This is a genomic window from Paenibacillus baekrokdamisoli (genome assembly GCF_003945345.1).
Classification (GTDB): domain Bacteria; phylum Bacillota; class Bacilli; order Paenibacillales; family Paenibacillaceae; genus Paenibacillus_Z; species Paenibacillus_Z baekrokdamisoli.
Window position 1 is genome coordinate 411,121 of record NZ_AP019308.1, and the last position, 22,611, is coordinate 433,731.

Sequence of the window (22,611 nt, forward strand, 5' to 3'; positions counted from 1 at the left end):
ACATAAAAAGATCAGATACGACAGAAATGTCGTTTCTGATCTTTTTTAATACAACCTTTAGCATACATACGGATCAACACTTACAATCCGTTGTGCCGACGTGTCACTCGCCAATACTGCATCAATAAACGAGAAGTCCAGCACCAAGCGCTGCGATTCCAACAATAGCCATATAAAACTCGAGGCGGGCGATGGATTTCTTGGCCAGGTTCACGGCCCCCAAATTGACGAAGCTGTGCAATGGGATCAACGCGATGACGAGCCAGTGATACTTGGCTACGAGCAGCGTGCAGCCGATATGGAACGCGCTAGCTGAAACTCTCTCAAACAGGCCCCAGAAAGGGCTGGCGCTAACCATTCCTTGCGCCTCTAACATCGCTTTGGCCTGCATTGCTTTCTCGTCGGTCCGCTTTGCCAGAGATGCGATCGCCACGACTTGGACTATTGTATAAACCACCTCGACGGCAGCCCAGCCTTGCCCGATCGAGAGTGCCCAGGAGAAACCTGTGCCTGTCAGAATGAGTAAGCCAAGACGGACGCCTTCCTCCAGAGGGCCGGAAGAGCCTACGATGATTTTTTGTGCCCGTTCCTTGGGCAACTTCATCCCAAGCACGCTGATTGGACCGCGCAGCATTAACGCGATAATCCACCCTAACGCTCCAAAGCCGAATGCTTTCCAGATCATATCGGTCCCCGTATATCGGAACGCCAGCCAAAACAGTATCGGGATCAGTAAATAAATAGGCAGTAGAGGTATAGATTGCTTCACTGATTTCTCAAAAGATTCTTTCTTGGATTTATCGTGCGTCGTCATGTGATTCTTCCTCCGATTTATCTTTATCCGTTTCGCTTGCTTTTCCTGGGATGACGATGGTTGACATCATACGTCTGCGTCGTCCCTGACCAGGTTTTTTGCCCATGTACCGTGACATATTCTCGCGTATTTCAAGCAGCATCTGCATGTATTCCTCATCGGTCAAGTAGAATTGAGCCTGCCGAAACGTGACGCCATCCTTGAACAAATCATAGTCGTCCTGCTTCAAATAATCGCCGAAGTCGGTGATCAGGCTTGCTGCGAATTTCAGGAACATCTGCATATGTTTCTCGGGCGATATCTTCTCTTCATCCTCAAGGATTCCGTCGGCTCCGTTCGCGGCGAGGGCATATACCTTTTCGACGGTTCCCCTAACCTGGTTTCGTTCCACCACCTCAATGAGCTTCGCTTGAAGCAGCTTATTCAGGTGGCGATACATGGTCGCCTGCGGCACGTCGGGCAGCATTTCTGCGAGCTGTTGGGTCGTCATGTGCTCTCCAGTTACGAGTGTCTGTATGATCCGTATCCGAATAGGATGCAGTATCAGGTCTGTTCTCGACTCCGCCATTTCCATCACCTCATCTTTTTTATTATCATTATCAATAATGATAATAAAATAATAGTGTATGGATGTCAACTCTAAAAAATAAGCTGCACTCTCCTGCAAAACGGGTAGACTTCACCGACACTTCTCCTGATGGGTAGACTAGAAAATGAGGCATACAAAATTGCCCCCAGATATCGCGACATTATCGTAGAAGGCCATAATCAGCAGCCGGATAGAAGAGATGCGATCATTCAGTCTGGAATTGAGCGCTCCATACGAGTGGCAATAGCTTTTTAATCGAAGTTAAAGGAGTATAGAAGCGAAATTCATTTTTCATAAAAGAGAGCCATCCGACAAAATCCCGTTATATGGTACATATCTTGGTAAGATAGAGAGATTTGTCATGAAAAATTAGTGGGTGATTTCGAAAGTTCTCCTCCTAACATTCAATATCGTCATCTCCTATTGAACTGTTATGAAGCGGGACCTTTGCAATGATCATTAGTCCATGGGGCTGGCAATTTCGAATCAGGAAAGAACCTCCCGCTCTATCACATCTCGCTCTCATACCCGACAATCCGAAACCAGGCAAGGGAGGAACATCTCCAGTACATCTACCGTCGTCCTTCAACGTCATCGTAATTTCCTTTTCGTTTTCACAAACTGAGACCTCAACGATCGATGCTTCTGCGTGACGAATTACATTGGTCAACGCTTCTTGAAGAACGCGGTACAGCAATTCAGCAATTTCTGGCTTCCATTGGGTTACCGTCCCGGAGACAGTGAGCGGGATACTTAACCCGCTTTGCTCCTGAACTAATTTGATCAGGCTCTTCAATGCAAGCAGCCCGAGACCAGCATCGTCTATGACCATCTGATGCACAACGGTACGAACTTCGGTAAGGCAGCTTCAAACGACATTCAGTACGTTGGGTAGCGTCTTATCGGCTTCTGGAGTGTTCGATTTTATCATATAAGGCAATGCTTGAAGCTGAATGATGACGGAGGTTAACCCATGTCCAATGCTGTCGTGAATATCCCGGGTGGCTTCTGCTGCCCTATTTACTAAAAGTGAATTACGGGATGATCTGCTTTCCGGCTACACAAATATTATTTCAAGAAAGATAGACATTGCACAATTAGAGGACTTCATGTTTTTGGAAATATGCGGACTCTACGCATTTCGGGTAAGTAGAGAAGAAAGGCATATATGGATACGTGAACATATACCAAGTCTGATTGAACTTTGTAAATCCTTGCTTAATGGCAAAATGGTTCTTTATAAAATCAAACAAGTAGGCTTAGCAAACTAGAGAAGCCCATAATTACAGAAAACAAAGTACGCAGCCGATCGGCACCCCCTCTCCCTTACAGCACTAACGAAGTTCTTATGCTTCATAAGGTGTTCCGCTATTCCAGCTAATAGCTTGTCAATATTTATTTATTAATGAACAAAACGAAGGATGCTATACTGGAAAAAGGATATGACAAATAACCGTCCCACAGATATTGGGAAGGTTTTCCTCCATATCTAAGCGTTGCATATTCAGTCTAGGATGAATGCTTCTTTCTTGGTCAAAATCGCAAAAATCCAGTGGAGTAGTTTATTTGCACACGCGATCACAGCTACTTTAAACAGTTTTCCCTCTGCACGCTTTTTATCGTAATAAGCTCTTATTCTTTTGTTACGTGAGCCTTTCAGACCACACCTTACAGCTTGATATAAGGCTGTCCGAAGCCTCCTAGAACCGCGTTTGGTGATTTTATTTCGTGTTGCTGTAAACTTGCCGGAAGAAAACACACTTGGATCAATTCCGGCAAACGCAACCAGTTTCTTGGCGTGATCGAACCGATCAATTTCCCCGATTTCAGCTAAAATTGTTGCTGCAATTTTGGTGCCGATGCCGGGTATCGATTGGACTAAATCATACTCTTGTAATTCTTCAGCCAGAGCCTCTATTGATTGATCAAGTTTCGCTAGATGCTCTTGGTATTGAAGAAGTAAGTTAATGAGCAATTCTAAGGCAATTAAATGACTCGGAAAAGCAGTCTCCCTAAAGGGATTTCGCTCTGCTGCAGCTATTAGCTTCTGTGCCCGTTCCAGCGACCACCGGTTAGAGTTGACATGTCCCACAAGGTGCTGTATCCGAACCGTTACGTCGTTCTCAGACATGGCCAGCACCGATTGAGACGTTGGGTATAGAGCCAGGAAACGGAGTGACACCTTCGAATAAAGGTCGCCAAACACGCCATGATATTCCGGAAAGACCTGATCTAACACCGCCTGAAACTGCAGCTTTGCTTGGACATACATACCCGTCAGAGACTCATATTGCCGAGTCAGGTAACGGAGATTCATCAGATACTGACCCCGCTTTTTGTAAGGCTCCAGCTCTTCTTTGTAGAACATTTCCCCCAGTTGATACGCATCAGCAACATCCGTTTTCACCTTGCGTAATTGGCTCTTTTTTGCTTGGTGTGAAAGGAACGGATTGATTATAATGTACAGATACGGATGCTCATCCAGGAACTGAATGACCGGGCTGTGATAATGGCCCGTTGCTTCTAATACAACGGCCGGACGCTGCCTAGTAAAGGACTCCAAGTCTTGAAGATAACGGAGGAAGGACGCTAATCCGTCAAGATCGTGCTTAAACCGGAAGGTCTTTCCGTAGGGCGTTCCCCGATCTGAAAAAGCTTGTGCATGACTTTCTCCTTTAGATACATCCAATCCAATGACAGGGTTCATTCAACCACTCCTGATCTGATATTCGCCGGCAACCCCTAGCCTTCTTGTCGTCCACAGTATCGCTTGTTATCCGGGATCTTTGTCCCAACCAGCCTAATCATGGTTTAACAAGTAGGGGGGATGAACGGAATAGCTCTCGGGATCCAAGTCCCACGGGCAGAAACGTTCGATCCCCGGCTACCTTAATCTTATGACCACACAAAAATAAGGTCTACCAGAAAGATCTGGTGACCTTATAATACGAACGGGCAGGATAGTCGAAATCAATGTTGAACTATTGAAGAATGAAGTGCATGAATAAGAGGTGTGAACTTATTGATTTAAACGGTGTACCCGTTATATCTTTGCCCGCAGGTTACGATTTGTTAGAAGCTTTTATTGGGACAAATCTTCAAGATAATGATGAAAATGGTGTCTGGCTAATCGACTCAATAAACGAAGTATTAAATGGGAAGGTAGAAAATTCAACTCTCGGCGATGTAAAATACTTTGTAATCCAGCTTAATAATACATCTGTGAAGATTATCGACCCATATTCTGATAATGAAGCCTATTGCGAGTTGCCAACAATGACATTTAAAAACATCATTGTAAATTGGCTTAAACAAAAGGATAATTACTACATTGATTAAGCTAACAGATAACAGTAGGTTCAAGTAATCGATGAGACGAAGAGGGGGAAACCGAAATGAAGACGATCAAGCGCATGATGGACCACCTGTACTGGGCGGACGGACGCATCTTGGACGCGCTCGAGGAGAGTGAGACGAAGAACAAGGACCTTCTGAAGCTGGTTCGGCACGTCGCGGTCGCGGAACGAGTCTGGCTGTCCCGATTGCAGGGCAAGGGCAGCTCGCAATATTCGTTGTGGGAGGAAGCGGAAGACCTGACGGCGATCCGGACGATGTTCGAAGAAAACGCCGAGCAATATCGCGTCTATATCGAAGAGCTCGAGGAATCCGAGTTGGACGAGATGGTCGACTATGCGAACCAGAGCGGGGTTCCGTTCCGAACGTCCGTCCGGGACATCCTGTCGCAGGTCCTCTTACATGGGCAATATCACCGGGGACAGATCAACCGGGTACTTCGGATCGAATCGGCAAAGCCCGTCCAAGTCGATTACATTACGTTCGCGAGGCTCTAACGGGAGACGATAGTTAAGGGGCTTGCTTCGATGCAGCTCCTTTTTTGTTTATTGAAGTAACGGGCAGGATAGTTGAATCAACAATGTTGATAAAAAATGACACAATGATTATGCAATGGCGTGGTAAAATTTATGAAACGAAAGGAGGTTGTATCATTGGTTCAAGGTGCTAAGAACTATAAAAACTCCGATGGATACAAACCTACTACTATCCCCAAAGCTCTGAAAGTTATTAAAGGCCATAAGGAGGGTATAACCATGGAAAGTTTGAATAATCAAAATCGAACAATGAACACACAGGCAGGAAGCAGGCTTGAAAAGCGAATAGGGTCGATCTTTATCCATGTTTCAGACATGAAAAGTGCGGTGGAATGGTATAGCCGTGTATTTGATCTGCCTTACAACGATGATTACATGAATGGGAGACTGTCTACGGTTTATACGCTGCATTTCGAGGGAACTGAGATTTTGCTGGATTCAAACCATGGAGCCGCGCCCGCCCCCCAACCGATGATGTTTTTCAAAACAGACGATATTCGGCACACGCTCCAGTTTCTAAAAGACACCGGCATTGTGATACATAATGAGGTGCTAGAAAACAATATCGTCATTTTCGAAGACCCCGATGGAAACCGGCTGATGGCGATTCAAATGTAGCAACGTACTCGACCTTACTTTTGGGCTGTTAAGTGGTAGCAAAAAACGTTTATTGTTAAGCTAACGGGACACGATAGTTCAACGCATTTTGGAGCAGTTTGCCGGTGGTGGCAGCTGCTCCATTTTTCATTACGCTAACGGGCTATTTAACGCAACAAACCCTTCTAATTACTCGTATAGAAAGGGACCATGCTTTTGCGGAGGAGGTAATAAATGAAGAATCAATTAAAAAGTAAAGTTATTGTTATTTTAATAATAATAACTTGTTGCATCCTCTTACTTTTATTTTGGTGGTTATATAATATGGTGAATACTCCAAATCCAATGGATCCGTGACCGATTGTTTATTAAACTAACTTATTAAGCTACGGGACACGGTAGCTCAATAAAAAATTGAAGGCTGCCGAACTACCGATTCGGCAGCCTTCATTACGCTAACGAGGAACAATAGCACAGTGACAACAGGCTGCTGACTTAAATCAGCGGCCTGTTGAACGGGCAGAATAGTTAGCGTAGCGTAGTCCTTCTTCAATGAAACAAGTAAATGGTGAAACTTGCATCCAAGTATAAACGTCTAAAAAAGAAATGGGGGGATAGTTTGAACAAGTTAGGATTTATTCCAATACTGCTTCTCTTAGTATTAACTTTGACTGGTTGTAATTTATTTGAATCTAAAAAAGATATACCGATTGAGATGGTAGCATTCAATAGCCTTACGGATGAAGAAAAGGATTTAATTCCAGCAAGCCCTAAAGATTCAATTGTAAAGAAAGTGACTGTGAATGGTGAAATAGAATCTGTAATTGATAAAAACTATAATAAAGATGAAGTCTACTCCGTTACATTTAATAATACTGAAACCAATTCTTCTGGAAATCTTATGGTTTTTTTTGATTTGGACAAAAAAACATTTGTTGGTAAGAGTAAACACAGTCTTGAATAAAATGAAAATCAACGCTAGATTTATGAATTGGAAGTGATATCTGTTTCAAAACTGGATATTTTGTTATTAAGCTAACGAGCAGGATAGTTCCAAGTATGGTAATATGAGGGTGATTATGAAGGGGGCAAATTATCATGAAATTTAAATTTGGCATTGCAATCTTGATATGTCTAATCGCATTGGTTGGTTGCTCCAAAGATAAATATAATCTTCAAGATGTTAATAACGCTTTTAAATCGCAAAATTTAATACTAGGACCATACGGATTAATGGGTACAATACCAACTTTGAATAAAGTAATTCCAGAAATGAATTCGATTGAAGGTCAAGCATCTGTAGATCACTCTGACCATGAATTTGTGTATTTTTATATTTTCAAAACGGAATCAGCTCGTAAATCCGGTGTCAAAGAAATTAAAAATGAGATGAAAAATGCCAAGTTCACAACGTATCCCTTTTTGTATGAGAAAGGAAATGTTCTTACTATATATTGGGCTAAATCAAAAGAAAAGCCTCTCTTTAATGATTCAATTAAATTGGCAATTGATAAACTGTAAAGGTCAACAAATTGAACTGTAATAAAGTGATTAGCCATTGAGCTCCCTCGGTACGATATGATTTACTCACGAATGCTCGCTTATTCGCAGGATTTCACCGGTTGGTAGGGGCGAAGTGAGAAGAATGGGGACACCGCCAAAGACATTGGCAACATGAAGGCGTGCGGGAATAGAGGGGGAGGTTGTCGCCCCATAAATTTCCATGTACTGCACGCTATCTCCACGCCGCCCTTGGAGGCTTTCACTCCCATGTCTCAACGGGTCATTGCCCTCTCATTCCTTCGTTACACCTATCCAAGGGGTGGAGGCCGGTCTTGCTAACGGTACGGGTCGGTGCCCTTTGGTTCAACTGCATCCGGTACTCCGTGCTTTCTTTGAAATCCCGCGAATAAGCCAATCTACGTACAACGAAACGGTATTAAGTATTAAGCTGCAAGCTGGAGAGACAACGTTTTTGAGGGGTTGTAGGCTTCACCGCTTCGAGCCATCCCAACTAATATCCGAGCTAATTTGCCACAAAGCTTCATAATGGATCTCATTTTCTTCATCTTTTTCACTTGCACATTGTGTGCATGCATGGCTTTAAACTCTGGATTGTTCATCACTAGACTCATGGTCATCATGAAGATGAATCGACGGAGGCGAGATCGTCCGCGTTTGCTAATCTTCATCTGTCCAGTCCATTTACCTGAACTGGCTTCTGCAAGATTGAGGCCAGCATGACGCAGCAAAGCATTTCCGTGAACAAATCCGCTTAAATCTCCAGCCTCACCAAGAATACCAGCCAGCGATACAACACTAATTCCTTTAACGACAAGCATAGACTTAACAAACGGAATGCGTTCTAACACGGATGTAACCTCAAGTTCAATAGCCTGCAGCTGTACACAAGCGAGTTCGTACTCCTCGAGCAGTTGCTTTAAGTGAAGTTTGTAAGCATACGTTGCTTGCTTGGAACCGACAGAACGACCCGCTAGAGCGATTAGTGCTTTCGCTTTACGTTCGCCGGAGTGACGCTTCATCAGCGATTTCCAGCCCTGAATCAAGTCCTGAGGCTGTAACATCCTTAGCTCTGCCGGCGTAGGGAACAGGCGAAGTGTTGCCAGGGAACCCACACACATGATGTCCTTGAAGACATGTCGCAGTTCAGGGAAAACAACGTCAACCCAGCGGTGTATCTGGTTTTTCGCGCTAACGAGTCTCGTAACGACAGAATCGCGGTTTGAGAGGAAGACACGCAGTTCTTCAAAGGCTTCTGGCGTCGTTCGAGTAAAGGAGTAGTACCCGTTTTTCACCATGTCAGCGATGACAAGCGCATCCTTTTTGTCACTCTTTGAGGGCGTGTTGTCGCGGTTTTCTTTGTTCTTCTTCACAAGGTGCGGATTGACTAGAACGACTTCAAACTGGCGTTCGGAGAGCCACTTCGATAGGTTAAGCCAGTAGTGTCCGGTTGGTTCCATGCCAACGATGGCTGCGGATAAGTTATGAGCGTTTTGTAGCCGTTCTATCCATTGATAGAGTGAATGAAAACCATCTTCATCGTTAGAAAAGGATAAGGGGTTGCCGATCACAATACCGCGAAAGTTAACGGCTCGTGCGACATGCGTCAGTTGGGCGATATCGATCCCGACGACCAGATGCTTAGGCGTAATTTTTTCAATGAGTTGATTTTGTTTGTCCTGCGATTTAAACTTCATAGTAGAGCGTCCTCCTGGATGATGGGATTTTAAGGGCTATGACCCGTTGCGTACTCCCATCGTACCGAGGCGCTCGTTTTTTTGCAAAGCTGAAATTTAACGCTCTACAGGAATGCTAACGGGGAACTATAGCACAATACATAAGGGGCTGCCGAGAGGCCGAGAGGTGGCCCTTTGTTAAGCTAACTGGCAGGATACTGCCATCGTAATGGTACTAAGAGGAGTTGGCTCATCGTTAAGGAGGAACCCTGTAAAAGCCCAAATCGGTAACCGCACTGGTGGCTTTTTTAATTGAAAGAAAAGATGTTAAGAAACAACATGTATTGGTGAATAAATCATGATAAGATATTTATGTAATTTATTTCCTTCATAATATCTCAACATTAAACTACCTGCTGCGTCTAAATAAATAAATAAATAAATAAATAAATAAATAAATAAATAAATAAATAAATAAATAAATAAATAAATAAATAAATGAGGAGGAAAATCATGAAGAAGATCTTATTCGTCTTAGTTTTAGCATTAGGTTTGCTGAGTCTTACACAAGCCGCTGCAGCTTCAACGAGTTATGAGTTTAAAGCCCCGCCTAGTGAGGTGGAGGTAAATGTAAACGGTGAATTTATTGCAATGGATGTACACCCAATCGTGGAAAACAACCGCACTTTCCTTCCTATTCGAACTCTGTCGTCCTTAAAACTATCCTATAGCTGGAACGCCATTTCAAAAGTCGCTATTGTTCAAAATAAAGACGGGGACGAATTGAAAATTACCGTGAACAATAAAACAGCTTATAAAAATAAGATCCCGATCGAAATAGAGGCGCCGGCCAAAAGTAAAGATGGACGTGTGCTTGTCCCTATTCGATTTGTAACAGAAGCTCTGGGCTATCACGTTCAATATGATTCCATTCGAAACATCGTGTTTATTACATCGGAGGAGTATAAACTTGATAGCAGTTTGTTAGAACAAGCGGATTTGAAGGTTGCGCGTAAAGCAGCAATTTCGCTACCTATCACTTCAAACTTCAAGCCTCTTGAGGTTAAAACCTACAAAGATCATTCATATTTATTCCCGGGTGGTAAAGCCAATATATATATTTTTTATGACGGCTATACGAATTCTGTTATAGAAATTAAGGATGGGAAGGCGATTCTGGCAGGTCAATGGATAACATCTCCCAAAGGTGATAAAAATCTAGCGTGGGTCGGTACGATTACCGAATTTGATAATCCTGCCCTAGAACCTTTGACAAATACACGGGTAAAGTTTTCAAAAATAGGGGACGTCATTGAAACATATTATTGGAATGATGGGAAAGTAATGGGACCCATTAAGAACCCTTCCAAGGTATATTCTGATATCATTCAACAAGTCCCAGATAGTATTTAATATCTTGAACTGTGTACTTGTTTTTAACGAAAGAAGATTTGGAGACTAACGCTACAGTGGCACTCGACGAAAACTGCTCTAAAGTATATGAGGATGAAGTTTCATAAATGAGGAGATCATTATGCGGTCTTAGTCTGGAATTCCAACGGACTGAGGCCGTTTAATTGATGCAGTTAATCTAGCTGTTCAAAGAAAATAAAGTTGTAGACTCTGGATTAGATCAAATATTAATTTAGGCTCAACCGTTCAACATACGGGGAACGATAGTTGAATCAAACAAAGAGCAGTTTAACGCATAAAAAAACCTCCCGAAAGGAAGGTTTAAATTAATGTTTTCAATTATTATGATTAAACCTGCATGTCCGATTCTTATTTAGAAATTTCACTATATTTTTTAAAATTGTCTAGAATCGCCTGAAAGCCTGCTTTTTGCATTTCAATGGGATTGGTGGATTCTGCTTCAAAAGTTTCAATTACCTTGGTGTCGTTTTCTTGGCTAATAAAAGTAATCGCAACTTTTCTTCCATCTCCAATAGTGTAAGAAATAAACTCGTTTATTCTCACTTCATCATAAACACCACCAAAATCAAATCCAAAGCTACCATCCTTTGCTTCCATTCTTGTAAGAAAACTCCCGCCATTTCTTAAATCATTGTCGGCATTCGGCGCATGCCAGTCATCAGAAGCAAAAGACCATTTCGTTATATGCTGTGGTTCTGTCCAGTATCCCCACACTTTTTCAACGGGTGCATGAACTGTGGTTTCTACCGTTATTGTTACTTTATCATTCGTTTCCATGTAGATTACCGCCTCACTGTAGTAAATTTATTTTCATGATTGATTATATCACTGTACTAGACGGAGAACGATAACGCAACAATGACCGCCAAACTAAGGCGGTTTTTCTTTTCGTCATTGTGGCTGCTTTGTATGTCGTATGACGCTCTGATGGCAGTCCTAAGGAAACGTATTAAGTGGAAGCGAGCAGGAAGGCTGTAAGGGCTAGTGACGGCGGAGCGTTCAATGGGCGGAGTAGCTGAATTATCTGGAAGCATTTAAGATCTATACATGAACATTATTTTGCTCGGTTTACCTGGGGCTGGAAAAGGTACTCAGGCTAAAGTTATCACTGAAAGTCAACTTATAATCATTTGCTTCTCGCCTCATTCTCGCACCCCAAAAAAATCCATACGTTCCTGCATGAATAATCGAATACATCAGAATTTCATTAACGTCGGATTGTTGTGTAAAGAGCCAGATTGCCGCGTCCGCTGAGATGACGGCAGCAGCCAAAAGTACGGAGAAGCTTCCCGGCAGCCGGAGCGCGATATAGGCCAAAAGGTAGAATATGAGCACAACCGCAGTCTTACAGGTATCGAATACGTTCCATGAAAGTGAGGTCAATATCCAGAGCAGTATCACAGCTGCCGCGCGCCTTCGACTATTCCTGAGCAATCCGTCAGTTGCCCAAAGAAGAGATAAATAAGCGAGACATAATATGATTTCCATGTTATCTGCGCTGTCCCCGCATCTGCTGGTATCTCATATAGAGCACATAACGTCGTGCGCTAATGCTCCCTAGAGGAATAAATAACAGAGCATTACTTAATGATACCAAAGCTTGCTCCTTTCCCCAATACTCTGCCAATAAACGCAGGAGCATGACGCCCATGAAAAGGATGATGCCGCCAATGGAGCTTTGTGAGGTTATTTTTCCATTAGCGGGGTTAATGCGAACTTTATCGATCTTTCCTCTCAATACGCCAATACCCACACCAATAACTAAACAAACTAAATAAAGAAGGAAATTCTTCGCCGTCAGATTAGAGGATTGAGAAAGGCTTGAATAAGCTAGCCAAACAAAAAGAAGCGGTGTAATCCACATACGTGAGGGCTGAATCTCTTTCTCTCTGCCCATGCGAAGCAGGACGATCACTAGGACAATTAAATAGACAGACAATGTACTCATTATGGTTCCTCATTTCTTTATCCAATTCAATGTTTAAAGTATAAGCCAGAAACGGAAGAAATAAGTCCATCTCTGGATTGATTTGTTTATCATCCGAATCCACCTGGAGATGTAGCATCAACCAATGGAAAAACCGTACTGCCTTGGATGAAAAACGTCAGAAAGTGGTATGCGGGAAAACTGCACGTACGGTTTGATGAGTAGGGGCTGGGATCCCCAGCCCTTACTCTATTTAACGCAATAGCGACTGAGATGTTTGAATTGATGCCTCAGTTATAGGAAACCCTAAAAAGACAAGCAGGCGAGTTAATCTCGCCTGCTTGTCTTCAATGGGCCGGATGGCTCAGTGGATAAAATCATTAAAAGTGTACTTCAATTCTTCTTTGAGGGGAACCCATGTACTTTCGCCCGCCACGCTACGAGCAGCGCAAGGAGCAGCAGAATAAACAAGACCCAAGGGAAGGAACGAACGCCAAGGGTTTCGAGTAAAATAGCTCCAAGTAAGCCGCCTCCACCGATGGCCAGATTCCATGCCGTCACAAGCATCGATTGGGCCACATCCCCACTCTCGCCAGCAGATTCAGCCATTGCCGTCAGCAGCAGTGTCGCCGCTCCACCAATTGTAAGCCCCCACACGGCAACTGCCAAATAGATCACAATCGCTTGACTGCTGCCTATGCCAAGCAGAAGGGATGCCAGTGAGAAAGCTGCGAGGCTAATCAATATCAAGAAACGCGGCATACGATCAATCAACATCCCTGTAATCCAGATCCCAATAACCGATGCCATACCGAAAATAAGAAGCATTAAGTCAACGCGCCTGGCAAGCCCGGCCTGAGCAAGGTAAGCCGCAATATAGGTATAAAGAATGTTATGAGCTAGCATCCAAGCCAGAACGACAACCAAAACGGGCCGCACCCCCGGCATGACGAAGACTTTGTGGAGGGGGAGTCTCTTGTTAGCTGACTCTCCGGGATAGTCCGGCATCTTCCATAGTACCCAGACAACAAGTACCACAGTTAGCAGCGACATAATCCCGAAAACAGCGCGCCAGCCCACAAGTACGCCGAGGAATGTTCCGGCAGGGACACCAAGGGCCATAGCGAGAGGCGTGCCGATCATTGCCACTGCCATGGCTTTGCCCTTGAGCGCATCCGGTACCATACGCCGGGCATAACCGGCTGTCATTCCCCACAAGACACCGGCGGATACGCCTGCTAAGAAACGGGCAACCAGCGTCAGTGCATAATTGGAAGATAGGGCAGTAATGCTGTTGAACACAAGAAAACCAATAATGCACAGTAGCAACAGCGGTCGCCTTCGCCAACTGCGTGTCGCTGCAGTCAAAGGAATTGCGGCCAAAAGGGAGCCAAGGGCATATAACGTGACGAGTTGTCCAGCGAGAGCCTCCGAGATTCCAAGCCCTTGGCCTATCTGGGGCAACAAACCGGCGGGAAGCGCCTCGGTGAGAATACAGATAAATCCAGTCATGCCCAGAGCAAGTAATCCGGCCCACGGAAGACGATCAGCAGACGGAGTGCTGGCAGCACTTCGCGTGGCTAAAGTTAAGTGACTCAATATCCAAACACCTCCTGGTTATCATTTTGTAGATCCATGAATCCACTGCCATACGAGCACTCGCTCAGCTTTCTCCATATAAATGTTTAATCCATTATTGGACTTCATAAATTTACATTCCGTAGCACTTCTTACTCGCTAGTATGATTCACACTCAATATATAGTATATTATACAATGGATAATATCAATATATAGTTAGGGGATGGATTTATGAAATCAATATGTGTTTTTGCCGGATCAAATTTAGGGGAGCATCACGATTATAAAGTTAAAGCTGCTGAACTTGGTAATTACATGGCTAAAAAAAATTATCGATTAATTTACGGTGGATCTAAAATAGGTTTAATGGGTGAAATTGCTAATGCTGTCATGAATGGTGGAGGTGAAGTGATCGGAGTCATGCCTAAAGGATTGTTTAAAGGAGAAATGGTACATAGAGAGGTAACTCAGTTAATAGAAGTAGAAGATATGCATGGGCGCAAAGCTAAAATGGGAGAACTAGCTGATGGTTTTATTGCTTTACCCGGCGGTTTTGGGACTTATGAGGAACTTTTCGAGGTCTTGTGCTGGTCACAAATTGGCATACACAAAAAACCAGTAGGTATTCTCAATATCAGAAATTATTTTGATCCCTTAATAAATCTAATTAAACACAGCATTAATGAAGGCTTCTCCAATGCTTCACATCTCAGTCTGATAAACGTTTCCAATGAACCCTTGGAGCTTTTACATCAATTGGAAAGCTATGTTCCTCAAACGCTAGAACAAAAGTGGAAGCAGCTTAGTTAGTATTGAGCAACTGAGAGGACGAATCTGGTTTTGGGCATCCGGACCATTTTGAAGCTGGAACGCAGGCTTCTTATTCAAGACAGGCGACCTTCCGAAATGAGGAGGGTCGCTTTTTTATGTGCGTAATGGGGCGCTGCTGGAAGAATAAATTCCATGGGCTGAACAATGCGGGCAGCCCTCAAAAGTCATGACAATGGCGGAGGGATAGCCTTTGTTTTGTTGTTGTTTTCAAAATCTGTTTTCCTCCATGCAGCTTTGGATAAGTTTTTGATATGATGGGTAGAACACCTGTCCTAAGCCGCATTAAAGTCATGGTTGTTAGGCAAATATTGCGAAGGGGGAATTGTGTGAAGAGACCTGCAGCAATGTCGAAGTTACATGTTTATCAAAAAATAATTTTAATCTTTTTGGCTATGATGATTCCTTTTTATTTGATTAATTTGTGGATGAATATGACGGGGCAATCCTTTATCAAGGATGGCATTTCCAACGCTACTTTGTCCAACGTTAAGTTTTATTCCCGTCAGGTAGACGACCAAATGGTGTTTATCCGCAATTTGCAGCTGCAATTTTTGAATGACTCCGATTTGCAGAAATTAAGCTTTCTCGGAAAACGAATCGAAGAATACGAAGAAATCCAACTGGTAAACAGGGTGAAAGAACGTCTTGTCACCATTCAAAACTCTAGTGATTATCTCCTTAATGTCGGCGTATATATTAAATCATTTGACAGGACGATATCCTCGCGTGGAGGAATTAAGAAGCTGCCCAATTCAGAGCATGACGTCATTGCGGGATATAGTGAGACTCAACCGGCACAGCCGCTATACTACAGCGGGGGGAAGCTGTTTTTTGTAGCATCCGCAAATAATGCCAGCATCGTTGCCTATTTTGAGCTATCCGTTGGTAAGTTCGAAGAAACGCTGCGTCCATTGGTCGATTATTATGTCGATTCCGGCGCGGTGCTAACGGATGATCATTTTATCAAAACGATAACGGTCAAGGAAAAGGCTGCGGTCGATGCAGTCCTTCAGCAAATCCAGGCAGGCGTCATGGGAAGAACACCCGATCAGGTACCCGACAGCTTCACGGTTCACAATGAGAAACATCCGTATATGATCACGCACAGCCGTATAGCCACTCTTGGCTTAACGCTGTATATGTATGTGAATCAAAGCGAAGTGACCGGTCCGTTAAAGGCTTTTAATATTTGGTATATTTTGTTGTCGGTCGTTTCGCTCGCGATCATCCTCGTCTTTTCTTTTTCTGTTAACTGGATGATTCACAAACCGTTGAAAAAGCTCATGAAATCTTTGAAAATACTAGAGGCGGACAATCTGATTTTGTCGATTGCTCCGAATCATGACAATGAATTCGGGTACCTGTACCGCAACTTTGACCAGATGGTCGTCAAGCTGAAGCAATCGATACAGGAAAATTTTGAGCAGAAAATCGCTCTTCAGCATTCCGAGTTGAAGCAGCTGCAGTCCCAAATCAATCCGCATTTTTTGTATAATAGCTTCTTCAACATCTATATGATTTGCCGGAGCGGCGATGTCGATAGCGCGTCTGAGCTGGCAAGAAGGCTTGGAAGCTATTATCAATTCATCACACGCAGCGGGAAAGATTTAGCGACACTCGCCGATGAGTACCAGCATGCAATGGATTACTGTGAAATTCAAAGTATTCGCTTCTCGAACCGGATTGAAGTGGAAGCGGCGGACATGCCTGAATCCTGTAAATCGTATCTGGTGCCACGACTGATCTTACAGCCTGTTGTGGAAAATGCGTTTGAACACGCCTTCGAGAACGGGCAGCGCCGCGGTCATGTCTGTGTGACGAATGCTTTTGAGAACAGCCAATTACGGATCATAGTAGAAGATAATGGGGATACGCTCACCGACGAAATTCTGAATAAGCTGCAGTACCAACTTGCTAACACAGAGCAAATTTCTGAGAAAACGGGGCTTGTGAACGTTAGCCGGCGAATTCGTTTAAAGTTTGGAGATGCTAACGGAATTTATGTTTCACGCAGCGCACTTGGCGGATTAAAAGCGGAAATTATTATTCATTTTACAGAAAACGGAGGTTGACCACGGTGCATAGACTGTTAATTGTGGATGATGAACCCGTAATTGTCGACGGTTTGATGCAGTATTTTCAGGATGCGGAACAACTGGAGTTGGATGTTTGTAAAGCTTATTCGGCAAACGAGGCATTGGAAATCGCCATGAAAACGAAGATCGATATTGTCATCTGCGACATTCGCATGCCTGGTAAAAGCGGGTTGCAGTTGGTCGAGGAGGTTGTCGTCTATTGGCCTTCATGCCGATTTATATTATTTACCGGCCATAGCGAATTCGAATATGTGTATAAGGCAATCCAGAGTAATGTTGACAATTACATATTGAAAACCGAAGGTATCGAGCCGATATTTAAAGCGGTAAAGGCTGCTGTAGCGAAATTCGACGAAGAAAGCCGTAAGAAAGATATGCTGGAGCTGGCGGGACTGCAAATGACTGCAGTAGAACCACTGCTCAAGAAAGAATTTTTCGAAGCACTGCTATACGGAGAAAATGCGGATGATATTTGGCGTGAATGGCATTTCAAGGGACTGACTCTGAAGCTTGACAGAGGACTACCACTGTTGATCGTCACTGGGAAAGTAGATGCTTGGGATGAAAAAATGTCTTATACGAAAAAGTTGGATGTGTTTTATTCGATTCAAGATTTATTCGCACACCATTTGTCTTCTTTGCTGATCGCAGAACAAATCGTACACGATCATTCGGATCTAGTATGGTTCGTTCAGCCCGTTGCGAATACGAGTAAATTTGTCGATCCTAGTGGCAATACCGATTGGCGAGGCATCGTGACGTATTTGAAAGGCATGCTGGAAACGGTGCAGAACGGCTGCCGCGATCTGCTCGGCATATCCTTGTCGTTCGCGGTAAGCAGGAGCGCTGCGAATTGGGATGACATCCGTAAAGAGTTTGACGTGTTGAAAGCGGCGCTCAAGCAGTTGGCTTTCTACGGGCAGGTCATGGCGGTCGTTGATCTAGGTATGCCGGACGGATTGTACAAGTGGGAAGCGGGTAAACCTGCTGTGCCGCAAACAGCTGAATTTAACAAAAGCCTGGCAGCACTGGAGAAATGCTTAAGCACGGGAAATGAAGCGGGAGCAGTCGGCATGACATCGGAGCTGTTCGGCCAAATCAAATCTGCATTGGCGGGCAACTATTTGCTAGGGCTCGAGAAGTATTACTTGCTGCTGCTTGCATTCGTATCGCATCTGAACGAATTAAACGCGCATGACAAGCTGAGCGATGACATCCGAGTAGCCAGCCTATCGATGATGGATTTGCCTGTGGAATGGGACAATGCCGAGTCGCAGTTTGTCAAGATGGTTAATTCGATCTGTTTCAGAAAGAAGGAGCAGGTGGAAAAAGGCGAAAACTTGCTCGTTGAGCGAATACACCGTTTTGTTCACGAAAACATGGGTGCAGATCTTTCGCTGGCCCGGATCGCGGAAGCGGTGTTCTTCAACCCCTCTTATTTGTCCCGCTTTTACAAACAACTGACAGGACGCAACCTATCCGACTACATTAATGTGACCAAAACCGATGCAGCAACCCACATGCTGACGAATACCCAGCTTAAGGTGAACGAAATCGCATTAAAGCTTGGGTTTGAGTCCCCTTCCTATTTCACGGCCTTTTTCCGCAAAATGAAAGGTGCGACACCGCAGGAATACAGAGATTCCCACATGCTCAGGAAGTAAATAAAACAGAAGCAAGTAAATATCTTAGTATTGTTTGAGTGAATCCCCCGGCCTTATGATAAAAGTGTAAAGCGCTTACATCCAAATACAGCAAAAATGGGGGAGAACACATGTCAATGAAAAGATCGAGTTTGATGATGCTAATTGCTTTATTGATTACCGTTATAACTTTATCCGCATGTGCAAGCGACAAGAACGAAGACAAGCAAGCTGCTACGCAGCAAACCGATTCCGGCAAGGATACCGCTACGAATACCGCTACGACTACCGATGACGCTGCAGCAACGCCGCAATCGGAAAATACGGATCCACTCGGAAAATACGCGGATACAGTAACCGTTACCGAGGTGCTCGGCTTTAGCGCTCCGGAAGATGCGAAAACCCCGCAGGGCATGACTCCCGATCAGAACGCTTATTTGAAGGACTTAAAAGACCAGTTGAACATCCAAGTCAAATATTTATGGACCGTCCCATCCGATCAATATGATCAGAAATTCTCGATAGCAGTCGCTTCAGGCGATTTGCCCGATATTATGGATCTCGATGTGCGTAATTTTGAAAAGTTTAAGAGTCAAGGTGTACTTGCCGATTTAACCGATGCTTATAACAAATTCGCTTCACCAGCGTTGAAGAAATTTATGGAGTCTGACGGTGGGGTAGCCATGAAATCGGTGTCTGCCGACGGCAAGCTCTACGCGATTCCCGGTTTCGAAGAACCGTATTTGTCGACGCAGCTGATGTGGATCCGCGCAGACTGGTTGAAAAACCTCGGTCTTGAGGCTCCGAAGTCCATGGATGAATTGGAGAAGGTTGCCGAAGCATTCGTCAAGAATGATCCTGACAAAAATGGGAAGAACGATACGTACGGACTTGCCATGCACAAGACTTTAATCAGTTGGGCATTCGACGCACGCGGTTTCTTTAACGGTTTTAATTCCTATCCGGGCGGATGGATCAAGGGCAGCGACGGAAAACTTGTGGCAGGGGAAGTTCAGCCAGAAACGAAGACGGCGCTCGCCAAGCTGCAGTCCTGGTACAGCAAAGGTATTCTGGACAAGGAATTCGGAATGAAAGACGAGACCAAGGTGAGTGAAGATATTGTCGCGGGTAAAGTGGGTATCACGTATGGGGAATGGTGGTTGGCGAACTGGCCGCTCAATCTGAACAAAGATAAAGATCCGAAGGCCGATTGGATCAGTGTTCAAATTCCTTCCTTTGACGGACAACCGGGCAAATCGCTTGTACCGACCGTGCGTATGGGACATATCGTCGTCGCTAACAAAGATTTTAAAAATCCGGAAGCGCTTATTAAGATGATAAACTTCTATATCGAAATGAACACGAAAAAGTATTACGAACAAAATAAAGCGGAAAAAGGGTATGTGTATAATTGGTTCGTACCAAGAATATATAACCCAACCGATGTGGAAAACATTTATACGAATGTCAAAAAGGCACTTGAGAACAAGCAAACTCAAATCGAAGACGAAACGATCCCTTATTACAAGAACGTCCAACAAGTGCTGGATGCGGCGAATAAATACTTGGCTGGAGACCCAAGCGGATGGGGCTTTATTACAGCCGCGCCGCCGATGACGGAGGCTGGGGCTTGACGCGGAAAATCCGCGACAATAAGCAGTATGTCAGCAACGAATATTTTGGCTCAGCTACAGAAACGCAGGTGGAGAAAGGCGCGCAGCTCGACAAGCTGCTGAACGAAACCTTCGTTAAGATCATTATGGGTTCGGCGTCGATCGACGAATTCGATAAATACGTGAAGAGCTGGAAGGCGCTTGGCGGAGATGACATTACGAATGAAGTTAACGACTGGTATGACAAAAACAAGTAAAATTTCCGTATAGTAATCCTGCTCGTGAAGTACCGGGGGGAAGGGCACACATCTCCTCCCGGTTTTATCTTTAACCATTCAGAATGAATATGTTTTACTTGTAGCAGCAAATTTGTCGCTCAATGACTTATCCGCTTGGAGGCAGCTCAAACATGAAGGACATATCGCTCAAGAAAAGACATATGAAATGGGAAATGCCGCTCCATATGATGCTTATACCGGGTGTGTTGGTGACGCTTGTTTATGCTTACGGACCGATGTTTGGAATTGTGATGGCGTTTCAAAAATTTGAACCGATTCTCGGCTTTTTCAAGTCGAAGTGGGTCGGGCTTAAAAATTTCCAATACATTTTTCATCTACCGGAGTTCGATCAGATCATATGGAATACCGTTGTCATATCGGTGATGAAAATCGTATTTGGATTGTTGGTGCCGCTCATTCTGGCTCTGCTGCTGAACGAGCTGATGAAGGACTGGTTTAAACGGTTTGTTCAGACGAGTATATTTTTACCTTTTTTTCTTTCATGGACGGTGCTTGGCGGGATTATTCTAGAAATTTTCTCCATGCAAGGCCCTGTTAACAGCATCCTTTCGGGATTCGGAATTGAACCGATCATGTTTATGGGGAAAGGCGGATGGTTCCGGTCGATCATCATCGCCTCTGACGTTTGGAAAGGCATGGGCTATAATATGATTATTTTTTTGGCGGCGATTACCGGAATCAATGCTAGCTTGTTCGAAGCGGCCGAAGTGGACGGTGCGGGCAAATGGAAGCAGTTGGTCCATATAACGCTGCCTGGTATGGCGCCGATCATCATTCTTCTGACGACCTTAAGCTTGGGGAACGTGCTGAATGCAGGGTTTGACCAAATATTGCTTATGTATAATCCGATCGTTTACGATAGTGCGGATGTTATCGATACATTTGTCTACAGATTAGGGCTGTTCAGTCAGCAGTTTGCACCTGCTACTGCTATCGGGCTGTTTAAGTCGGTCATTTCGCTTGGACTCGTCTCTCTCTCCTATTTCCTTGCCTACAGATTCAGCAATTACCGTATATTTTAGATGGAGGGGGAGCAGCTATGTTCTATAAAGCATCGTTAAGCAGGAAAACATTTATTGTATTGAATGTTGCAATATTGACGTTCGTGTTAATTCTCGGCATAGTACCGTTTATTCATTTACTCTCGGTTTCTTTAAGTTCAAATACAGCGGCTATGGCAGCGGAAGTAAAGCTTTGGCCGGTCGGATTTTCGTTTGAAGCCTACCGTTATTTGGGCCAGAAGGTGGAGTTTATCCGCTCTCTGGGCATCTCACTGGAACGGGTCGCGCTCGGCACGATCGTGAACATGCTGCTCGTAATCATTACTGCATATCCGCTCTCCAAGAGCCATGCACAATTCCGATACAGAACGGTGTATGTATGGTTTTTTGCCATTACGATGTTTTTCGGCGGAGGGCTGATCCCGACCTATATCATCATTAAAGAGACTGGACTATTAAACTCCATTTGGTCGCTTGTTTTGCCCGGTGCATTAAACGTCTGGAACACCGTGATGCTGCTTAACTTCTTCAGGGGAATTCCTAAAGATTTGGATGAAGCCGCCACAATTGACGGAGCGAGCCATTGGATGACGCTGTGGAAAATCTATATGCCGATTTCATTGCCAGCGCTGGCAACGATTGTGTTGTTCACCGTTGTTGGGCATTGGAACTCGTGGTTTGACGGCATCCTATATATGAATTCGCCAGAGAAATATCCGCTGCAGAGCTACCTTTCCACGCTCGTTACGTCAATCAACAAGCAGGCGATTTCGCTCGATGACTTGAAGCGGCTGGAGTCAATTAGCGAGAAAACGCTGCGCACGGCACAAATATTTCTTGGCGCGCTGCCGATCATGCTGGTGTATCCGTTCCTGCAAAGATATTTTATAAAGGGGATTACTGTAGGCAGCGTCAAAGAGTAAATGGACAATCCGAACACAACCCGCATGGTTAAAATCAGGATGCTTTCACTGACTCTTCCCTGACCTGTCGTGTAGGTAACAAGTAGCTTAAATGAGTCCCTTTCCTTCAAGGTGGGGACTATTTGGTGTTTATAAAATTTGGATGCTTCCCATCACGAAGTACCTAGCGAAGCGGAC

Annotated in this window: 26 protein-coding genes; 15 read left to right on the top strand and 11 right to left on the bottom strand. The window is 44.2% G+C overall.

What is annotated here, in order from left to right; genetic code table 11:
- Window positions 1–121 precede the first annotated feature (121 nt).
- Both EKN16_RS01685 and EKN16_RS01690 read right to left on the bottom strand, forming a co-directional pair.
- Window positions 122–814, bottom strand: a complete 693-nt coding sequence (locus EKN16_RS01685; RefSeq protein ID WP_125653417.1) for a hypothetical protein — start codon at window positions 812–814, stop codon at window positions 122–124.
- The gene (locus tag EKN16_RS01690; RefSeq protein ID WP_232016150.1) at window positions 798–1,451 is read right to left on the bottom strand and encodes a helix-turn-helix domain-containing protein; all 654 of its coding nucleotides are present in this window, start codon (window positions 1,449–1,451) and stop codon (window positions 798–800) included. Before EKN16_RS01690 ends, EKN16_RS01685 begins: the two co-directional genes overlap by 17 nt.
- A gap of 60 nt (window positions 1,452–1,511) precedes the next feature.
- On the opposite strand from EKN16_RS01690, the gene EKN16_RS32000 reads away from it, so the two are divergent.
- Window positions 1,512–1,658 (top strand): hypothetical protein, encoded by a 147-nt coding sequence (locus tag EKN16_RS32000; RefSeq protein WP_164522634.1) that lies wholly within the window; start codon window positions 1,512–1,514, stop codon window positions 1,656–1,658.
- A 142-nt stretch (window positions 1,659–1,800) separates the two neighbouring features.
- On the opposite strand, the gene EKN16_RS01695 is transcribed toward EKN16_RS32000, so the two are convergent.
- Window positions 1,801–2,235, bottom strand: coding sequence for a sensor histidine kinase (locus EKN16_RS01695; protein ID WP_221226879.1), 435 nt, complete (start codon window positions 2,233–2,235; stop codon window positions 1,801–1,803).
- Between the two features lie 36 nt (window positions 2,236–2,271).
- Window positions 2,272–2,397: a histidine kinase dimerization/phosphoacceptor domain-containing protein gene (locus EKN16_RS33650; RefSeq protein ID WP_125665742.1), complete on the bottom strand. Its 126-nt coding sequence runs from the start codon at window positions 2,395–2,397 to the stop codon at window positions 2,272–2,274.
- Between the two features lie 7 nt (window positions 2,398–2,404).
- On the opposite strand from EKN16_RS33650, the gene EKN16_RS32775 reads away from it, so the two are divergent.
- On the top strand, window positions 2,405–2,674 hold the full coding sequence (locus EKN16_RS32775; RefSeq protein ID WP_232016151.1) for a hypothetical protein: 270 nt from the start codon (window positions 2,405–2,407) through the stop codon (window positions 2,672–2,674).
- A gap of 233 nt (window positions 2,675–2,907) precedes the next feature.
- Here EKN16_RS32775 and EKN16_RS01705 read toward each other — a convergent pair whose 3' ends face one another.
- Window positions 2,908–4,110 (bottom strand): IS110 family RNA-guided transposase, encoded by a 1,203-nt coding sequence (locus EKN16_RS01705; protein ID WP_125653419.1) that lies wholly within the window; start codon window positions 4,108–4,110, stop codon window positions 2,908–2,910.
- A gap of 293 nt (window positions 4,111–4,403) precedes the next feature.
- Here EKN16_RS01705 and EKN16_RS01710 point away from each other — a divergent pair, with 293 nt between their 5' ends.
- The 3 genes from EKN16_RS01710 to EKN16_RS01720 all read left to right on the top strand — a co-directional run bounded on the left by EKN16_RS01710 (window position 4,404) and on the right by EKN16_RS01720 (window position 5,911).
- The gene (locus EKN16_RS01710; RefSeq protein ID WP_125653420.1) at window positions 4,404–4,742 is read left to right on the top strand and encodes a hypothetical protein; all 339 of its coding nucleotides are present in this window, start codon (window positions 4,404–4,406) and stop codon (window positions 4,740–4,742) included.
- Between the two features lie 56 nt (window positions 4,743–4,798).
- Complete coding sequence (locus tag EKN16_RS01715) at window positions 4,799–5,254, top strand: DinB family protein (protein WP_125653421.1); 456 nt, start codon at window positions 4,799–4,801, stop codon at window positions 5,252–5,254.
- 258 nt (window positions 5,255–5,512) lie between these two features.
- On the top strand, window positions 5,513–5,911 hold the full coding sequence (locus tag EKN16_RS01720) for a VOC family protein (protein WP_164522635.1): 399 nt from the start codon (window positions 5,513–5,515) through the stop codon (window positions 5,909–5,911).
- Window positions 5,912–6,293: 382 nt separating this feature from the next.
- Here the strand turns inward: EKN16_RS01720 and EKN16_RS32005 are convergent, their stop codons facing one another.
- Window positions 6,294–6,443 (bottom strand): hypothetical protein, encoded by a 150-nt coding sequence (locus EKN16_RS32005; protein WP_164522636.1) that lies wholly within the window; start codon window positions 6,441–6,443, stop codon window positions 6,294–6,296.
- A 66-nt stretch (window positions 6,444–6,509) separates the two neighbouring features.
- On the opposite strand from EKN16_RS32005, the gene EKN16_RS01725 reads away from it, so the two are divergent.
- Together EKN16_RS01725 and EKN16_RS01730 are read left to right on the top strand one after the other, a co-directional pair.
- Window positions 6,510–6,854: a hypothetical protein gene (locus EKN16_RS01725; protein WP_125665744.1), complete on the top strand. Its 345-nt coding sequence runs from the start codon at window positions 6,510–6,512 to the stop codon at window positions 6,852–6,854.
- A 134-nt stretch (window positions 6,855–6,988) separates the two neighbouring features.
- Window positions 6,989–7,411, top strand: coding sequence for a hypothetical protein (locus tag EKN16_RS01730; protein ID WP_125653423.1), 423 nt, complete (start codon window positions 6,989–6,991; stop codon window positions 7,409–7,411).
- A gap of 425 nt (window positions 7,412–7,836) precedes the next feature.
- Here EKN16_RS01730 and EKN16_RS01735 read toward each other — a convergent pair whose 3' ends face one another.
- Window positions 7,837–9,108 (bottom strand): IS110 family RNA-guided transposase, encoded by a 1,272-nt coding sequence (locus EKN16_RS01735; protein ID WP_125653424.1) that lies wholly within the window; start codon window positions 9,106–9,108, stop codon window positions 7,837–7,839.
- 492 nt (window positions 9,109–9,600) lie between these two features.
- On the opposite strand from EKN16_RS01735, the gene EKN16_RS01740 reads away from it, so the two are divergent.
- Window positions 9,601–10,500: a copper amine oxidase N-terminal domain-containing protein gene (locus EKN16_RS01740; RefSeq protein ID WP_164522637.1), complete on the top strand. Its 900-nt coding sequence runs from the start codon at window positions 9,601–9,603 to the stop codon at window positions 10,498–10,500.
- Window positions 10,501–10,869: 369 nt separating this feature from the next.
- Here EKN16_RS01740 and EKN16_RS01745 read toward each other — a convergent pair whose 3' ends face one another.
- The 4 genes from EKN16_RS01745 to EKN16_RS01760 form a co-directional block, all read right to left on the bottom strand.
- Window positions 10,870–11,298 carry an SRPBCC family protein gene (locus EKN16_RS01745; protein ID WP_125653426.1) on the bottom strand — a complete coding sequence of 143 codons (429 nt, stop codon included), beginning with the start codon at window positions 11,296–11,298 and terminating at the stop codon, window positions 10,870–10,872.
- A gap of 291 nt (window positions 11,299–11,589) precedes the next feature.
- Complete coding sequence (locus tag EKN16_RS01750) at window positions 11,590–12,009, bottom strand: hypothetical protein (protein WP_125653427.1); 420 nt, start codon at window positions 12,007–12,009, stop codon at window positions 11,590–11,592.
- Between the two features lies 1 nt (window position 12,010).
- Window positions 12,011–12,469 (bottom strand): CcdC protein domain-containing protein, encoded by a 459-nt coding sequence (locus EKN16_RS01755; RefSeq protein WP_125653428.1) that lies wholly within the window; start codon window positions 12,467–12,469, stop codon window positions 12,011–12,013.
- Between the two features lie 372 nt (window positions 12,470–12,841).
- Entirely contained in the window at window positions 12,842–13,960 is a 1,119-nt protein-coding gene (locus EKN16_RS01760) for an MFS transporter (protein ID WP_125665746.1), read from the bottom strand.
- Between the two features lie 299 nt (window positions 13,961–14,259).
- Between EKN16_RS01760 and EKN16_RS01765 the strand changes: the two genes are divergently transcribed.
- From EKN16_RS01765 to EKN16_RS01790, 7 genes are all read left to right on the top strand, one after another.
- Window positions 14,260–14,838 (top strand): LOG family protein, encoded by a 579-nt coding sequence (locus EKN16_RS01765; RefSeq protein ID WP_125653429.1) that lies wholly within the window; start codon window positions 14,260–14,262, stop codon window positions 14,836–14,838.
- 365 nt (window positions 14,839–15,203) lie between these two features.
- Window positions 15,204–16,931, top strand: coding sequence for a sensor histidine kinase (locus EKN16_RS01770; RefSeq protein WP_164522639.1), 1,728 nt, complete (start codon window positions 15,204–15,206; stop codon window positions 16,929–16,931).
- Window positions 16,932–16,936: 5 nt separating this feature from the next.
- Entirely contained in the window at window positions 16,937–18,619 is a 1,683-nt protein-coding gene (locus EKN16_RS01775; protein ID WP_125653431.1) for a response regulator transcription factor, read from the top strand.
- Between the two features lie 116 nt (window positions 18,620–18,735).
- Window positions 18,736–20,232 (top strand): type 2 periplasmic-binding domain-containing protein, encoded by a 1,497-nt coding sequence (locus tag EKN16_RS01780; RefSeq protein WP_232016152.1) that lies wholly within the window; start codon window positions 18,736–18,738, stop codon window positions 20,230–20,232.
- On the top strand, window positions 20,229–20,468 hold the full coding sequence (locus tag EKN16_RS32780) for a hypothetical protein (protein WP_232016153.1): 240 nt from the start codon (window positions 20,229–20,231) through the stop codon (window positions 20,466–20,468). Before EKN16_RS01780 ends, EKN16_RS32780 begins: the two co-directional genes overlap by 4 nt.
- Window positions 20,469–20,620: 152 nt before the next feature.
- Window positions 20,621–21,532 carry an ABC transporter permease gene (locus tag EKN16_RS01785; RefSeq protein WP_179955583.1) on the top strand — a complete coding sequence of 304 codons (912 nt, stop codon included), beginning with the start codon at window positions 20,621–20,623 and terminating at the stop codon, window positions 21,530–21,532.
- A gap of 17 nt (window positions 21,533–21,549) precedes the next feature.
- A complete protein-coding gene (locus EKN16_RS01790) occupies window positions 21,550–22,434 on the top strand; it encodes a carbohydrate ABC transporter permease (protein WP_125653432.1) in 885 nt (294 codons plus the stop codon).
- The last annotated feature ends 177 nt before the right edge of the window (window positions 22,435–22,611 follow it).

Excerpts from the sequence above, each read along its gene's own strand:
- EKN16_RS01695 (WP_221226879.1), bottom strand. The coding sequence starts at position 2,235 with ATGGTCATAGACGATGCTGGTCTCGGGCTGCTTGCATTGAAGAGCCTG.
- EKN16_RS01710 (WP_125653420.1), top strand. The coding sequence starts at position 4,404 with ATGAATAAGAGGTGTGAACTTATTGATTTAAACGGTGTACCCGTTATA.
- EKN16_RS01790 (WP_125653432.1), top strand. The coding sequence starts at position 21,550 with ATGTTCTATAAAGCATCGTTAAGCAGGAAAACATTTATTGTATTGAAT.
- EKN16_RS01720 (WP_164522635.1), top strand. The coding sequence starts at position 5,513 with ATGGAAAGTTTGAATAATCAAAATCGAACAATGAACACACAGGCAGGA.
- EKN16_RS01750 (WP_125653427.1), bottom strand. The coding sequence starts at position 12,009 with ATGGAAATCATATTATGTCTCGCTTATTTATCTCTTCTTTGGGCAACT.
- EKN16_RS01705 (WP_125653419.1), bottom strand. The coding sequence starts at position 4,110 with ATGAACCCTGTCATTGGATTGGATGTATCTAAAGGAGAAAGTCATGCA.
- EKN16_RS01735 (WP_125653424.1), bottom strand. The coding sequence starts at position 9,108 with ATGAAGTTTAAATCGCAGGACAAACAAAATCAACTCATTGAAAAAATT.
- EKN16_RS01770 (WP_164522639.1), top strand. The coding sequence starts at position 15,204 with ATGTCGAAGTTACATGTTTATCAAAAAATAATTTTAATCTTTTTGGCT.
- EKN16_RS01760 (WP_125665746.1), bottom strand. The coding sequence starts at position 13,960 with ATGACTGGATTTATCTGTATTCTCACCGAGGCGCTTCCCGCCGGTTTG.
- EKN16_RS01765 (WP_125653429.1), top strand. The coding sequence starts at position 14,260 with ATGAAATCAATATGTGTTTTTGCCGGATCAAATTTAGGGGAGCATCAC.
- EKN16_RS32000 (WP_164522634.1), top strand. The coding sequence starts at position 1,512 with ATGGGTAGACTAGAAAATGAGGCATACAAAATTGCCCCCAGATATCGC.
- EKN16_RS01780 (WP_232016152.1), top strand. The coding sequence starts at position 18,736 with ATGAAAAGATCGAGTTTGATGATGCTAATTGCTTTATTGATTACCGTT.
- EKN16_RS01715 (WP_125653421.1), top strand. The coding sequence starts at position 4,799 with ATGAAGACGATCAAGCGCATGATGGACCACCTGTACTGGGCGGACGGA.
- EKN16_RS01730 (WP_125653423.1), top strand. The coding sequence starts at position 6,989 with ATGAAATTTAAATTTGGCATTGCAATCTTGATATGTCTAATCGCATTG.
- EKN16_RS01755 (WP_125653428.1), bottom strand. The coding sequence starts at position 12,469 with ATGAGTACATTGTCTGTCTATTTAATTGTCCTAGTGATCGTCCTGCTT.
- EKN16_RS01740 (WP_164522637.1), top strand. The coding sequence starts at position 9,601 with ATGAAGAAGATCTTATTCGTCTTAGTTTTAGCATTAGGTTTGCTGAGT.
- EKN16_RS01785 (WP_179955583.1), top strand. The coding sequence starts at position 20,621 with ATGAAGGACATATCGCTCAAGAAAAGACATATGAAATGGGAAATGCCG.
- EKN16_RS01745 (WP_125653426.1), bottom strand. The coding sequence starts at position 11,298 with ATGGAAACGAATGATAAAGTAACAATAACGGTAGAAACCACAGTTCAT.
- EKN16_RS01685 (WP_125653417.1), bottom strand. The coding sequence starts at position 814 with ATGACGACGCACGATAAATCCAAGAAAGAATCTTTTGAGAAATCAGTG.